This is a genomic window from Helicobacter muridarum (assembly GCF_000765805.2).
Classification (GTDB): Bacteria; Campylobacterota; Campylobacteria; order Campylobacterales; family Helicobacteraceae; genus Helicobacter_A; species Helicobacter_A muridarum.
In genome coordinates this window covers 74,162-89,507 of sequence record NZ_JRPD02000002.1, presented here as the reverse complement: position 1 = coordinate 89,507, position 15,346 = coordinate 74,162, and the positions used below count along the sequence as shown (strand labels likewise).

14 protein-coding genes are annotated in these 15,346 nt (G+C 32.9%); 10 read left to right on the top strand and 4 right to left on the bottom strand.

The annotated features are described in order from the left end of the window. Positions 1-325: 325 nt before the first annotated feature. The 3 genes from LS73_RS01375 to arsR form a co-directional block, all read right to left on the bottom strand. Entirely contained in the window at positions 326-577 is a 252-nt protein-coding gene (locus tag LS73_RS01375) for a cell division topological specificity factor MinE (RefSeq protein WP_034559026.1), read from the bottom strand. A gap of 2 nt (positions 578-579) precedes the next feature. Then, a complete protein-coding gene (gene minD / locus LS73_RS01370) occupies positions 580-1,458 on the bottom strand; it encodes a septum site-determining protein MinD (protein WP_081955643.1) in 879 nt (292 codons plus the stop codon). Positions 1,459-1,624: 166 nt separating this feature from the next. Continuing rightward, positions 1,625-2,305, bottom strand: a complete 681-nt coding sequence (gene arsR, locus LS73_RS01365) for an acid response regulator transcription factor ArsR (protein ID WP_034559028.1) — start codon at positions 2,303-2,305, stop codon at positions 1,625-1,627. Positions 2,306-2,462: 157 nt separating this feature from the next. On the opposite strand from arsR, the gene hemC reads away from it, so the two are divergent. From hemC to LS73_RS01330, 7 genes are all read left to right on the top strand, one after another. After that, positions 2,463-3,503, top strand: a complete 1,041-nt coding sequence (gene hemC / locus LS73_RS01360; protein ID WP_081955644.1) for a hydroxymethylbilane synthase — start codon at positions 2,463-2,465, stop codon at positions 3,501-3,503. A gap of 82 nt (positions 3,504-3,585) precedes the next feature. Beyond that, positions 3,586-4,155 (top strand): CvpA family protein, encoded by a 570-nt coding sequence (locus tag LS73_RS01355; RefSeq protein ID WP_034559030.1) that lies wholly within the window; start codon positions 3,586-3,588, stop codon positions 4,153-4,155. 78 nt (positions 4,156-4,233) lie between these two features. After that, the gene (gene lysS / locus LS73_RS01350; RefSeq protein ID WP_034559032.1) at positions 4,234-5,742 is read left to right on the top strand and encodes a lysine--tRNA ligase; all 1,509 of its coding nucleotides are present in this window, start codon (positions 4,234-4,236) and stop codon (positions 5,740-5,742) included. Positions 5,743-5,744: 2 nt separating this feature from the next. Beyond that, positions 5,745-6,995 carry a serine hydroxymethyltransferase gene (locus tag LS73_RS01345; RefSeq protein WP_034559034.1) on the top strand — a complete coding sequence of 417 codons (1,251 nt, stop codon included), beginning with the start codon at positions 5,745-5,747 and terminating at the stop codon, positions 6,993-6,995. Between the two features lie 102 nt (positions 6,996-7,097). Further along, entirely contained in the window at positions 7,098-7,640 is a 543-nt protein-coding gene (locus LS73_RS01340) for a DUF1882 domain-containing protein (protein ID WP_034559036.1), read from the top strand. 29 nt (positions 7,641-7,669) lie between these two features. Further along, positions 7,670-8,734: an SPOR domain-containing protein gene (locus LS73_RS01335; RefSeq protein ID WP_034559039.1), complete on the top strand. Its 1,065-nt coding sequence runs from the start codon at positions 7,670-7,672 to the stop codon at positions 8,732-8,734. A 465-nt stretch (positions 8,735-9,199) separates the two neighbouring features. After that, the gene (locus LS73_RS01330; RefSeq protein WP_114985910.1) at positions 9,200-10,513 is read left to right on the top strand and encodes an ArsS family sensor histidine kinase; all 1,314 of its coding nucleotides are present in this window, start codon (positions 9,200-9,202) and stop codon (positions 10,511-10,513) included. A 288-nt stretch (positions 10,514-10,801) separates the two neighbouring features. On the opposite strand, the gene LS73_RS01325 is transcribed toward LS73_RS01330, so the two are convergent. Further along, the gene (locus LS73_RS01325; protein ID WP_034559041.1) at positions 10,802-13,039 is read right to left on the bottom strand and encodes an ATP-dependent helicase; all 2,238 of its coding nucleotides are present in this window, start codon (positions 13,037-13,039) and stop codon (positions 10,802-10,804) included. A gap of 142 nt (positions 13,040-13,181) precedes the next feature. Here LS73_RS01325 and LS73_RS01320 point away from each other — a divergent pair, with 142 nt between their 5' ends. The 3 genes from LS73_RS01320 to LS73_RS01310 are packed head-to-tail and all read left to right on the top strand — an operon-like array spanning position 13,182 to position 15,345. Then, entirely contained in the window at positions 13,182-14,222 is a 1,041-nt protein-coding gene (locus tag LS73_RS01320) for a hypothetical protein (protein ID WP_034559043.1), read from the top strand. A 9-nt stretch (positions 14,223-14,231) separates the two neighbouring features. Then, positions 14,232-14,765: a hypothetical protein gene (locus LS73_RS01315; RefSeq protein WP_034559045.1), complete on the top strand. Its 534-nt coding sequence runs from the start codon at positions 14,232-14,234 to the stop codon at positions 14,763-14,765. Beyond that, positions 14,737-15,345 carry a hypothetical protein gene (locus tag LS73_RS01310; protein ID WP_233708853.1) on the top strand — a complete coding sequence of 203 codons (609 nt, stop codon included), beginning with the start codon at positions 14,737-14,739 and terminating at the stop codon, positions 15,343-15,345. The genes LS73_RS01315 and LS73_RS01310 overlap by 29 nt, the downstream gene beginning before the upstream one ends. The last annotated feature ends 1 nt before the right edge of the window (position 15,346 follow it).

Sequence of the window (15,346 nt, the reverse complement as noted above, 5' to 3'; positions counted from 1 at the left end):
TTTGCAATAACATCATCAAACTTTCATTGTCTTTAAAATCATTAATAAATCTTTTATTTATTTCATCTAAACAAGATGTGTCTATCTAAAGTTTTAAAGAATTACATAATCATCAATATCTATATTTGACTCTTATTTGTGAATCTATTACAAAATCTGCCTATAGAAAATATTCTGTATTTTGATTTTAAGTAGGGATTTGCAAAAAAACAAGTGTCAAGCACATATGACCCATATAAAGTTAATACAAAATAGTTACAGATATAACAGCTTAAGCCATAGATATAGCAAAAGAAGCAAAAATCACCCAATTTAACTATAACGATTAAGAATCTAGATTCACATTTACATCTGTGATTGTAATGTTTAGGCAATTATTCCTATCTGCTTTCATATTAATTAGACATGAAGACTTTGTATATTTCTCAACAGACATAGAAATCTCTTTTCTCAAATCATCAAGACAACCCTTAGTAATCACTCTCTCGCTGCTAAGTATTGCTTGTAATCTTTGCTTAGCATTACCTGCGGAATTAGATGTATTAAAAACATTACTATCTCTACTACGAAAAAACATGATCAACCTCTTTTAATACCAAAAAACTTCTTAAAAATTTCCATAAAACCTTGATTGGAATCAAATGTAGCAATAGGAACATCTTCTCCCAAAATCCGTCTAGCAATCCGTTCATAAGACAATCCGCTAATAGTCCTAGCAAAGATTGTGGGTTCTCCATTATTTGTAGCCCCTATTACCTTCTCATCTTCAGGTACAACACCTATTATTGGTAGAGCTAAAATATCTTTGACATCTTCACAACTCATCATCTCATGTTTAATTACCAAATCAGATCTCAAACGATTAATGATGATGTGTTTTTCTATTTCCTTGCCCTGCCTAGCCTTATCGCTCTTGGAATCTAAAATCCCAATCACTCTGTCGCTATCTCTTACAGAGCTAATTTCTGGTGTTACGACTATAAGTGCCCTATCTGCCCAAAATACAGTATGCTCAAAACCACTCTCAATACCTGCTGGACTATCAAGTAGAACATAATCAAAATCACGCTTTAGATTTTCAAGCAAAGCCTGCACTTTATCCTTATCTAAGATTGTTTTATCTTTGCTTTGACTTGCAGGGAGGAAATAGAGATCTTTTGCTTTTTTGTGATTAACAATAGCTTGGGAGAGGTTACATTTTCCCTCCATAACATCTACAACATCATAAACAATACGCCGCTCAAGTCCCAATATCATGTCTAAATTACGAAGCCCTATATCAAAATCAACAGCTATTACCCTCTTTCCATGTTGAGACAAACCAATACCAATATTTGCTGTTGCTGTTGATTTCCCTACACCACCTTTTCCAGATGTAATTGCTATAACTACACCATTCCTTGACTCGTGGTTATTTACTGTAGTTATATGAGGTGATTCCTGACCTGAATGCTGCATTTGAACATCTTTCTATAATATTGTGGAAGTATTGATAGCTATTTTAGCAAAATATTAATTTGTTTTTATGCTTTTATACTAATACACTCAAATAAATATTCATACAAAGTAGTCTAAAATCTTCTTAATATAAGAACATTATTATAATTGAGATTAAAAATATAAATCACGATTCAAGTTTATAACCAACCCCACGTACAGAAATGATATATTGCGGGGATTTTGGATTCTCCTCTATCTTAGAACGCAATCTGCCAATTATCACATCAATGCTTTTATTTGAAGATTCTGGATTAATTGATTCTGATTCTATAGCTATTGCTTCCCTGCTAAATACATGCCCTTTTTTACTAATAAGCAATGTCAGAATCTCATATTCAGCCCTTGTTAACTCAAGCTTTTTATCTTTAAAATAAACTTCTCTTGTATCCTTGTCAATGCGAAATGTAACAGTTTTGCTTGCAATTTTTTCCTCTGCTAGCTTCTGTGAATAACGGCGCAATAGAGATTGAATCCTAGCTACTAGCTCTTTGGGATCATAAGGCTTAGGTATATAATCATCTGCCCCACTATTAAGAGCCTCGATTTTATCATTTATATCGCTTCTTGCCGATGAAATAATAATAGGGATGTTCTTTTGCTTGGCAACTCTCTTACACACTTCCAATCCGTCAAGATTAGGCAATGTCAAATCCAAAAGCAGTAAATCATAATGCTTTGTTGCCAAAGCCGACATGCCTGTATATGGCTCATCATAATTTGTAACATTAATATCATGTTGTTTTAAATAATCGCTTAGAACCTCTGCTAATTCAATATCATCCTCTATCATAAGAATCTCTAACATTAATAGCCCCTACTTTCTGTAAAATTTCGACATTTTAGGTTATGTTATATAAAAACTCTCTTAACTCTAATCACACAGCATTAAAAACATAGGATTGCTTTAACAAACAAAATTATAGTAGAATGTAAGCTTAACTACCATGAAGGCAAATGTATAAATGGACTATTTTACAGGCAACAAAGCGATATTAAAAATTTCTCAGCAATATCTCCAAGAGCTACAGAAACTCCCATTAAAACTAGGCACAAGAGGTTCTATGTTGGCACTTTGGCAAGCAAACCATATAAAAAATATACTAGAGCTTAATGGAATAAAAGTTGAGATATGCATCATCAAAACAAAAGGGGATAAAATCCTTGATACTCCGTTAGCAAAGATTGGTGGTAAGGGATTATTTACGAAAGAACTTGAAAGCAGCCTTTTAAACGGTGATATAGATTTAGCTGTACACTCTTTAAAAGATGTGCCCATAAATATTGAACCTAGATTGTGCCTTGCTGCAATTACCAAACGTGAAGATAGTAGAGACTGCTTTATAAGCAAATTATATCCATCTTTGCAAGATTTACCCAAAGGAGCAAGAGTTGGCACTACATCTCTTAGACGTAGCATGCAATTAATGGCTAGCAGGCCAGACATAGACACACAAAGCCTAAGAGGCAATGTGCAAACGCGAATGCAACGATTAGAAAACGGCAACTTCGATGCCATAGTGCTTGCTGTAGCAGGATTAAAACGTTTGGGAATCTATGCAGATAGCACAGATATAAATACACGCAATGAACTATATATAAAGCCATTTAACACAGAAGAAATGATACCAGCCATGGGACAGGGAGCATTAGGGCTTGAGTGCAGAGATGTGAAATATTCCGCAAGCCTTAGAGACAATGCGATATATCAAGCGTTGTTGTCTTTACATGATGAAAAAAATGCTATATGCTGCCTTGCTGAACGTGCATTTATCAAACTGCTTGGAGGCGGATGCCAATCTCCAATTGGAATCCACGCTAAATTCATAGATTCAAATATGATGCAAATAGAGTGCATAGCAGGCAATCTTAGCGCGACTAGAATCCTAAGAAATAAAAAAATATGCAATAAAGATAATGTATGTTATGCACTGCAAAATATGGTAAATGAGCTAAAAAACGAAGGTATAGAATCTATCCTAGAAGAAGTCTCAAAACATAACTAGATTGCTCTTGTGTGTTAATGCATTAAAATAAGCTAAAATATTGATTTTGACAATCACATAATGTAGAGGGTCTCAACATAACATGGAAACCGCAGATTATATAGATATAGGAGTGGTGGCAATTATTTTGTTGCTTGCTCTAACTGGAATAAAAAATGGTCTTGTTCATGAGCTTAGTAGTATGGTCGGAATTATTCTAGGCACTTACTTCGGCGCAAAAAACTGCATACAGCTAGGTAAGTGGCTAGAATTAGCTGGACTTAATTTCCAAAACGAAACTATACTTTGGATATTAGCATTTATTATTATATGTGGATTGATATGGGTTGGCATGCTGGTAATTGGAGCAACAATAGCAATATATATAGTTAGAATTCCACAATTGGCTATTATTAATTATGGCGGTGGTTATATATCATCAATATTAAAATGGTTTGTAATTTTATCTTTGATTACATATTTAGCTTCTCAAGTTGAATTTGTCAGACCATCTATTAAGAACTCTACAGAAAATACTAGAATCTACCCAATAGCATACGAAGTAGCAGACAAAATTATAAATTTGAAAGATATGCAAGATAGCATTAGGAAGCTCAAAGAAGAAAGGCAGATGTCTATCAAAGAAATAGTAGAAAAGAAGTTGTTACACTGATGTTGACAATAGAAAGACGGCAATAGAAACACAGCACAAAGCTATATATTAATGGATCTATAAACGAAAGGATAATAGTTGTTTGACAATATCTATATACAGCAAAGAATACAAAAGGCAAATGCCTTACGAGAACTAGGTATCAATCCCTACAGAAATGACTCTTGTGTTAGTATGCACAATCAGGAATTTTTAGAAAAATTTTCATATCTTAAGGATATAGAATCAGATAAAAAGCAAGATTTTGATGCTAAGATCTGGATAAAAGGTAGGATTAAATTCTTACGACTAATGGGAAAGGCTAGTTTTATCAAAGTGGAAGATTCTACTGCATTGTTACAAGTGTATTTTTCCCAAAATGAACTTGGGGATTTATTCAAAATCCTAAAGAAAAATCTCGATGTAGGCGATATAGTAAATATATGCGGATTTCCATTTGTTACAAAAACAGGGGAATTAAGCATTCATGCTGTGGAATTTAAACTGCTTACAAAGTCCATTATACCGTTACCTGAAAAATTCCATGGTTTAAGCGATATTGAATTGCGCTATCGTCAGAGATATGTAGATTTGATTGTAAATGCAGATGTAAGAAATACCTTCATAATTCGTAGCAAGATTATTTCTGCTTTGAGAAAGTTTTTTGAACATAGAGGATTCCTGGAGGTAGAAACACCAATGCTGCACCCTATTCCAGGTGGAGCCAATGCACGTCCATTTATTACGCATCATAATGCTTTAAATGTCGAAAGGTATTTAAGAATCGCACCAGAGCTTTACTTAAAGAGGCTTATTGTAGGAGGTTTTGAAGCTATATTTGAGATAAACAGGAATTTCCGCAATGAAGGCATAGATCATAGTCATAATCCAGAATTTAGCACGATTGAATTTTATTGGGCTTATCGCGATTTTAATGACTTAATAAATTTGACAAAAGACCTATTAGTGTATCTTTTAGAATCACTAAATCTACCTAAGATTATCCCATTTGATAATATGCAAATTGACTTTGATAAATTTGACATAATAGACTATAAAGAATCTCTTAATATAATTGGCAAAATAGACCCCGGTATCATACAAGATAAAGAAAAACTAGAGGTTTTCTTAACACAAAACAATATTAAGATAGAATCAAATCTTAGCTATGATAAGCTACTATCTGAAGCATTTGATAATTTTGTAGAATCTAAACTAATTAATCCTACGTTCATTATTAACTACCCTATTGATATAAGTCCTCTAGCAAGACGGAATGATTCTAATTTAAGCATTGCAGATAGATTTGAATTGTTTATAGGTGGCAGAGAGATTGCCAACGGATTTTCAGAGCTAAATGACCCTATAGACCAGCTAGAAAGATTCAAAGCTCAAGTAGCAGAAAAGGAAAAGGGCGATATGGAAGCGCAATATATGGACGAAGATTTTGTATGGGCACTTGGGCACGGTATGCCACCTACTGCAGGAGAAGGCATTGGTATTGATAGATTAATCATGCTTTTAACAAATAACAAAAGCATAAAAGATGTTATTTTCTTCCCTGCTATGAAACCAACAACTGAAAACTATAATATAAATAAGGAGTAATCATGGCTTATTATATACAAACAGAAGATACAGAAATTTTTAATCTTATACAACAAGAGCTAGAAAGACAAAATGACCATTTAGAGATGATCGCTAGCGAGAATTATACTTTCCCTAGCGTCATGGAAGCTATGGGAAGCATTCTAACCAACAAGTATGCTGAAGGCTATCCTGGTAAACGTTACTATGGAGGCTGTGAATTTGTAGACAAAATAGAAGATATTGCAATAGAACGTGCTAAAAAACTTTTTAATTGCAAGTTTGCCAATGTCCAACCGCATTCAGGTTGTCAAGCAAATGCAGCTGTGTATGGGGCACTACTTAACCCTTATGATAAGATTTTAGGTATGGACTTAACACATGGAGGGCATCTAAGTCATGGCTCTAAAGTGAGTATCACAGGTAAGATGTATCAAAGTTTTTTCTATGGCGTAGAGCTAGATGGGCGAATTGATTATAATAAATTGCAAGAGATAGCAAAACTAATTAAGCCAAACATCATTGTATGTGGATTCTCTGCTTATACTAGGGAACTTGATTTTGCAAAATTTAGAGAGATTGCAGATAACACTGGCGCACTATTGCTAGCTGATGTAGCGCATGTAGCCGGACTTGTTGTAGCTAAAGAATATCCAAGTCCATTTCCACATTGCGACATAGTAACAACTACTACACACAAGACATTGAGAGGTCCGCGTGGGGGCATGATTCTAACAAACAATGAAGAAATAGCGCAAAAAATCAATAAAATGGTTTTTCCAGGCATGCAAGGCGGCCCTCTTATGCATGTTATAGCGGGCAAAGCAACAGGATTTAAAGAAAATCTTAAACCGGAATGGAAAAACTATGCTAAGCAGATTAAGAACAATATAAATACATTAGCAAGAGTGTTAGTAGATAGGGGCTTTGACTTAGTTAGCGGTGGAACAGATAATCATCTTATACTTATGAGTTTCCTAAAAAACAGTTTCAGCGGAAAACAAGCCGATATAGCACTAAACAATTCTGGAATTACGGTGAATAAAAATACTGTGCCGGGGGAGACTCGCTCACCATTTGTAACAAGTGGCGTGAGAATAGGATCTCCAGCACTGACAGCCAGAGGAATGAAAGAGAAAGAATTTACATGGATTGGAGAAAAAATAGCACTAATTCTATCAGATATAAATAATACTTCCTTGCAGGAAAAAATCAAACAAGAAATAAAGGAATTAAATAAACAATTTCCAATATACGAAAAGCCAATATTTTAAGCACATGCCTAACGAATATATACAATCTAATATTTGATAGAATATGTTAAAATTAAGTAATAAGTTAATTATAGCCATGTATTATAAAATAGAGGAATTGTAATGACTGAAATGGAGTTAAAGTTAATTAAAATAGATACAAGCCATTATTATATTAAAAGCAAAGGCTTAGGAAAAAAGACAGTTCATGTCGGAAGAGTCTTCTATGATAAGTTTGAAAGGGTAAACTCATTATTAAGCTCACAAATTATACAAAGCCATTTTCGCAAGGAAATCACTGTGGCGCATTCATTGATTTTACGTGGAAACAAAGTAGAAAACATTGTATTTGACTACAATGGTAGGGATCCACAGAGATTCTACCATAGGGCGCAACTTATGCTACGCGATGAAGGCTTTATTAATTTTACTGCATATACAACAAAAACTCCTGGTCATCTGCATTTATATGTCCACAAAGGACACACAGACTTAGAAGAGGGCAAGAGATTGGCAAAAAGTTTATCCTTAAAGCTATCTACAAAATGTGCTGTTGAATGGCACATGTTCCCTAATGATGATATGCCACAACAATTTAATATTCTTGCATTACCGTATGAAGTATATGCCAAGGAGCGCGGAGCTGCATGGTCTAAACATATGTAAGCCTGAATGTCCACTAAGGAGAAAATCTAATGAAAAATCAATCCAATGTAAATGACATATTTCAGAATGAAAATAGCAAAAACAATAAAACAAAAACCATACTGTTATTGACTATAGTAGCAATGATTCTTATAATAACCTTTCTTATTATAGCATGGGTAATGGCAAGGGATAATACAATAGAATCAATACAGCTAACAGAAGATAATCAAAATACAAAAGTGCTAAATCAACCACCATATGGTTATAACATAAATGAGAACAAAGACAACAATGAAGCCCAAACAACAATGCTAGATCCATTTGACATAGGCGCGACAAAGATGTCTGATACTCCGCCCACAACTATTCCTACAAACATTCCAATGTTAAGTACAACTAGTTCATCACAAAAAACCAATGAAATGGACAATGATCCAAAAATGCAAGCAAAACTACAAGAATTGCAACAAAAACATTTAGAAAAAAGCAAGAGTGCACAAGCTGATAAAGATTCCAATAAATCAATTACAGTAGCACAAAAAGCTCCAGCTCCAAGCCCAAGGGAAGCGCGATTAGCAGAAAATAAAGCAAATCCTACACAAGAAGAAAAAAAAGCAATAGATTCAAAAAATACACAAAATACAATCAAACCAGATATAAAGCCTCCAAATACACAAGCTAAAGATGCGCAAACAAAAGGACAGAATCCAAGCCCAAATGACAAGAAAAATGATGATAAAAAAATAGACGATAAGAAAACAGCAGACAATAGGACTGCACAAAGACAGCAGCCTGCCCAAAACCCAGCAAATAGTTCTGACAAGCCAAAATCAGATAACATCATAGAAAAAAAGACCCAGCAAATCGAAAATAATGGCAAAGCAGCAACAAAAGGACATTATATACAAGTAGGCTCTTTTACAGGAAATGTAGATAAAAATTTCCTAAATAGAATCTCAAAATATCCATATAGAATTAAAACAGATGACAGAGATGGCAAAATAATAGTGAAATATTTAATTGGTCCATATTCATCTAAAGTCGAAGCTAATAGCAATATACAAAAAATAAAAGAGATTCAAGGTAACGCTTTCTACACAGAAATAAAGTAGTCTAACCTATTTTTATGTATATAAACCAATATAAGCATTCTTAAATGAGTCCAAAAATATACTATGAGAACAATGGGCACACAAATAATCTTTATATTCTAATCATATTTCCTACTAGCAGCCAAAAAAACAGTAATAACTATCAAAATATTTAAGGAAATATGACATTAGTTTTGCATAATCTACATGCTCATTGCTTATATTAGGCTATTTGTTATTAGATAGCGTTAGTCTAGCTCAATATTACACAAGAAATATTCAAATATAATTAGCATTAACATAAAAAGTATTTCAATAATAATATTAATGTAACACTAGAAATACCCAGACATTAGCACACAACACTCAAATATCAAACGACAATCCTGAGCAAATAATATAGCAGTTATATTTGGCTATCTTTATAATAGAATTCATTGCGCAAAACTCACTATAACGTTTAGCAACAAAACTACAAGGCACAATATGCGGAAAAATTCATCAATACTATTTCAAGTGGGCATTCTATTTGCATTTGCATTTGCAAGCTTTCTAGCAGTTTCAATCTTTTATGTAAAGATTCAACTTGATTTAGAGAGCATAGCCCAATACAATAGCATAGTAAATTCTATTGGCAAGATGAAGCAATTTAATGCCAATATCAACGAAATTAGAAGTTTTTTAGAAGAGCAGGGTTTCCGCGAAATTATGCCTAGCGAAAGCTTTAAAAACAAAATTATTGAATCAAGCCAAAAGCCAATACCCGGCAGCCTAAACATAAACATCACCCAAGAGAATAAAAACATCTTTATAACATTACATACTACAAGATATTTCATTGTATATCATGACAACATTGACTTTTCATGGACGAAATATCATGCAATAATCATTCTAGGATCAATCGTGCTAGTGCTAGTATACATAGCTATAATCAATCGACTAATGCCAATTAGACGCATTAAAGAAGAGTTAATTAACATGGTTAAGAATCAAAATATACAAAAAATTGTATGTGCTACAAACCATCATGATGAAATAGGTGATTTAGTGCGAGAATTTAACCACATAGTAGATAAGTTACAGTCAAACCAAAAATCTCGTATGCTATTTTTGCGCTCAATCATGCATGAACTAAAGACTCCAATCACAAAAGGGAGAATCGTAGCTGAAACCATAAACGATGAAAAGAAACAAAGTCAACTTTGCAATGTCTTTGAGAGGTTGAATAGACTTATTGATGAATTAGCAAAGATAGAAGAGTTAGCAAGCAAAAATTATAATATACAAAAAAAGGAATTTCTACTAGTTGATTTGATAGAAGAAGTAGAAGATATGCTTCTAGCAGATAGAAGCACTCAAGATAAAATAATAATCAATCACAATAATGATTTAATAAAAGCAGATTTTGACTTATTTGCCCTAGTGGTTAAAAACTTAGTTGACAATGGACTTAAATATAGCACAGATTCTAAAGTTATCATTGATGTAACAAAGAAAGATATAATCATTAAAAATAAGGGAAATCCATTAGCATTAGATATTAATGAATATTTCAAACCATACCTAAAGGATATAAAAAATCCACTATCACAAGGATTTGGGCTTGGTATGTATATTGTGAAAAGCGCATTAGATGCACAGAATCTAGAACTATCATACAAATATGAAGAGGAATATAATATATTTACTATTCATAACTGCATTGTAGAGAGCTTTTGTGTATTACCAAAATATTATAATCAAACAAGAAATAAACTAAATCAACCCAAGCCACAAACACAAACGAATAAACTTTGATGCTTTAATAACTCTTAAAAAATCACTAAATACTAAATTATGATTATATCTTATTGACTTAGAGTTGGCTAGGATTAGCAAGGTCTCAATATAATGAAATAAGGCGTAATTTGCAAATATAAATATATATGAAAAGTTATAAGATAAAAAACCAGAGATACATTAGGGCAAGCTTACTAAAAATAAGATTCCAAGTCCTAAATATTAAGCACAAAATAACTTCAAAACATAAGATAAAAAATCTAAAACCAAAATTTAAGTATAGATTTTAAAATCTATACTTAAACTCTATAATTTTATTAGAAAAGAAAGCAAGATTTCACGCCTTAAGCCTCCAAAATTCACTACCGCTCGAGATTGTGCCCCTACTCCCTTTATACTCTCAATTCTGCCAAATCCCAAGACTTTATGCTGCACACAGTCACCAGCACTAAAAGATTCTTCTTTTAAACTATCTTTGCCTAAGTGCACTAAATCTTCTTTATTCTTGATAGCCTTATTGTCAAATCCAAGAGAAGCAATCATATTATCCCAGCTACTCTTTGTTATTGTATTTTCAAAATCAATAAAACTAGCTGCACTAGATTCTATAAAGAACTGTGAAATCTCACGCTCTCTAGTCTGTCCCCTATAAGATCGTTTATTAACATAGCTCAATATAAGATTTGTCTTAGCACGAGTAAATGCTACATAGGCTAATCTCCTCTCTTCAAATATATCGGCTCGCCTTATCTGACCACTATCAACATCTAGTTCATCATCATATCTATCATATAGCGGAAATAATCCCCTTTCCATACCAATTAAAAAGACATGCTCAAATTCTAGTCCTTTGCTATTGTGGATACTCATACACACTACGCCTTGCTCATTTACCTTATCTATGGGCGAAGCTAGAGCAATGTTATTTAAAAATTCTCGCAAAATATCCTCTTGATTAGAAAATGACAATGGATTAATCTCATCGCAATATTCCCAAAATTGCCTAAACAATTCGTCAATATTCTTCCGCCTATCTGCATTGCTAATACCTGTAAAATCTGGCTTATCGTCTTCATGGTAAAGTTTAATTCTTGTAGAGAAAATCTGGCTTAAAAAATGAAGATTATCTCGTATACATTCCTTTATCAAATCTATGATTTCAAAAATATCTTGTAGTTTTTTTTGATATTTGCTATCTTTGTAGGCATTATTTTTAAATGCCTCATAAACACTTCCATGAATGCTAGACAAATCCATAATATCTATTAGACTTTTCTCTCCAATGCCCCTCCTTGGTTTATTAATGATTCTTTGAAGTGCAAAGTCATCATGGCTATCAAGCCCTAATCGCAAATAGGCTAAGGCGTCCTTTATTTCTTGTCTCTCATAAAATTTAATTCCGCCTATCATTTGATAAGGAATCTTGGCTTGGGATAGGGATTTCTCCACATTCAAAGAAAGGGGATTAAGTCGGAATAAAATTGCAATGTCGCTATATTTGCAACCATTTTGCACTAACTCTTTAATGCTTAAGATTACCTTGCGCATCTCCTCTTTATCATCTATACTACTTAGAATTCTAGCCTTATCTCCTTGCTTTTGTCCTTTAAGAGTCTTGTTATATCTTTGTGGATTATATGATATTAGTTTATTTGCAATGTCTAGTATTTGCTGTGTACTACGGTAATTCTGCTCTAGTGTGATAATTTTTGTATTCTTAAATTGCTTATCAAAATCAAGTATATTGCTAATATTTGCCCCACGCCAACCATATATGCTTTGATCATCATCGCCAACTACACAAAGATTCTCATGTGAGACACAAAGAAGCTTTAAAAAGTCTGCTTGTAAATTATTTACATCTTGATATTCGTCAACCATGATGTATTGATATTTTTTGCTAAGGCCTATTGCTAGCTCTTTATTATTACAAAGGATTCTATATGGAAGCAGCAACAAGTCATCAAAATCAACTAAATTGTACTCTCTTAAGGAATCTTGATATTGTTTATAAATTCTTGTCTTTATTTTTGCTTGAAAATCCAATGATATATCTTGACTCGTAATATCATCAGGCATAATATTGGCATTCTTAGAATCTGAAATAAAGCTTGATAGGCTAGATAAATTAGGAATATCGTATTGTTTGTTTTGCTTTTTTATATCTCTTAGAATCTTCTTTCTGTCATCTTCATCTATTACGATAAAGCTTTGTTTCCTTTCTAATAAATGTATATATCTTTGCAAGAACAATAAGCCAAATTTGTGAAATGTGCAAAGCAATGGGGTAGTGGCTATAGATAGATTTGTTTTTGCAATTAACTGTAAGGCTCTCTCTCGCATTTCGCTTGCTGCCTTATTGGTAAATGTAAGAGTTAGAGTGTTTTGTGCTGGTATTCCTATCTCACTTAGTAAATAAGCTAATCTAGTAGTCAAAGTTTTGGTTTTTCCACTGCCAGCCCCTGCTAAAATCAATAGCGAGCCATCTATATGCTGGGCACATTCTCTTTGGGCAGTATTTAGAGATTCTAAAAGGTCTTTCATTTATTTTCCTAAAATCTTTTTGTGATTATTTTTGAAATGATATTTTTAAAAAATGCTATTATTATACTCAAAGTAAAAATGCTAGACTGTGATATGGTCTTGCTATCTAACTTTATAATAAAACATAATTTGAGGTTTATTGATGAGCATTATTGGAACAATTCTTCGCCCTCTTTTTGCAACGGTGCTCATTAGTATTAACCATGATGAAGACGTATGTGTAGTGCATGTAATAAAAAAACGAGGCGACTCTATAGTAGACGACATAAGGAAAGAATTTAAAATCATAAACGGAGAGCCATCTGCTGAAACAATCAAATACATTAACAAATTCAAGAAACGCTATGCTTATAGCTATCTGGCAACACTTAGCAAGAATACAGATCAGGTTTTAGTCCCGAGCATTAAAAAAGATGTTTTTCCAAACTTCGGCGTAAATGACAAAGAATTTAAAAGCATAAAACTTCCAAATTCATCTATCTTTATACATAAAGACGAAATATTAAATTATCAAAAGACATTCAAAGGAGCAAAAGGGCTTGATTTCTTGTTCTCTCCTTTTATTTTATTATTTCTCAAATCCAAAACAATCACAGGCAATAGACCAAAAATGTTTGTCTTACAAGAAAAGGAAAATCTAGCAACATTGATTGCCACTAGAAAGGATATTTTATATGGCTCATTATTCCGTATTAACTCGCAAGAAAACTTAACAACAATTGCAAGCACAAAAGAGCAATCAAACAAAGAATCTAAAGTCCAAAGTAATGCAAAAAACTCTGAAGACCTTAAAAATCTCGATACTGAATTAGATGACTTAGAGCAAGATTTGCAAGACTTTGATTCCTTTGATTTTAGCGAGCTAGAGATGCAAGATATGAATGTAGAAGAAGATGCAGGAGGGGGAGGAGAGAAGCAAATCGTCTCATCAGGAGATAACCTGCAAGATTTAGGAAGATCTACTAGTATTATTCAATTACTGCAATCAAGTCTTAGAGATTTCTATCAAAATACACTGTATGACAGTGATTTTGTAGAGGAGATTGTCATATTTGACTGCTATGGAATGTCATCACAATCAGTTCATAATATTAAATCAAATCTTATGATAGATGTATCATTAATTCCTATAGATTTGCCCAAAGAAATTATAAATTTGTCCCAAATCGAGCTTGATAGTTGAGGTGTTATGATGAAGTATAGCTTTACAAAGCCCATTTCAAAACATATCTTTAAGCTTGCAACAAAGGTATGGGTGTTTTATTTTATTGTAGCCTTTGGAATCCTTATGTATTTTAGAGTTATTTTAATATTACAAATCGAAGATTTAAAAGAAGATCAAGAGCTCATGAGAGTTGAACAAGAACATATTAAACGCTCTACTGAGGCTCTAGCAAAAGAGGGGGAAAGAATGTATTATGAACTTGATGTGATTACACAAGTAAAAAACCAAGATGAGAAACTGCGTCAACAAATAGGAAATATTTTAAATATGATTCCAGCACAAGTAGCTATTTCTGAAATAAGATTTGATAATGATCGACTATTTATGCGTGGGCTAACCTCTAGCAAAGAAATATTTGAAACTTCATTGCAGTCCCAACTAAGAGCAGTGTATTCAAAAAGCGAATCAAATTTTTATGAATTACCATCAGGCTGGTATAACTTCGAATCTGTTAGCCAAACTATGGAGGGCGATGGATTATTACAGCGCACAAGTAATTAAGGAATGTGATAAAAGAAGGGGATTAAGTATGGAATTATTTAATGAAGTAGAACCAGACATTATATTTAGACATCTTGTATGGAGCGTTCTTTTTATCACTGGCACAGGGTATTATATAAATAACTATATAATGTCAGAATCAAATCAATACAAAGAGCAGATTAGGCACAATAGAGTAACCCAAAGCACACTTGAACAAACTCGCTCCATTAATGAAGATGCTAAGAAAAAAATAAATTCTATTTCAAGAAATGCTCAAAAGTTAGATACATTTTCCATATCAACAAATGCTGCAGGCATACATAAAATTGTGCAACAAGGATTCCTAAAGATTAATGTCAAAAGGATTGGTGAAGAAAATATTCCTCAAAATCAACTAAAAAAGACCAAATATAGTATTGATGGAGAAGTTGGTATAAATAATTTATCTCTAATATTAGATATTGTGCCAAAGTTGCAAGCGCAAAACGTAAGCGCTACGCTTGAATTGCCATTATTTTTAAAGAAAAATGCCAAAGGCAATATTGATTTTAGTCTTGGATTGTCCATTACACAAAGCACATATTTACGTAAAATCTAAA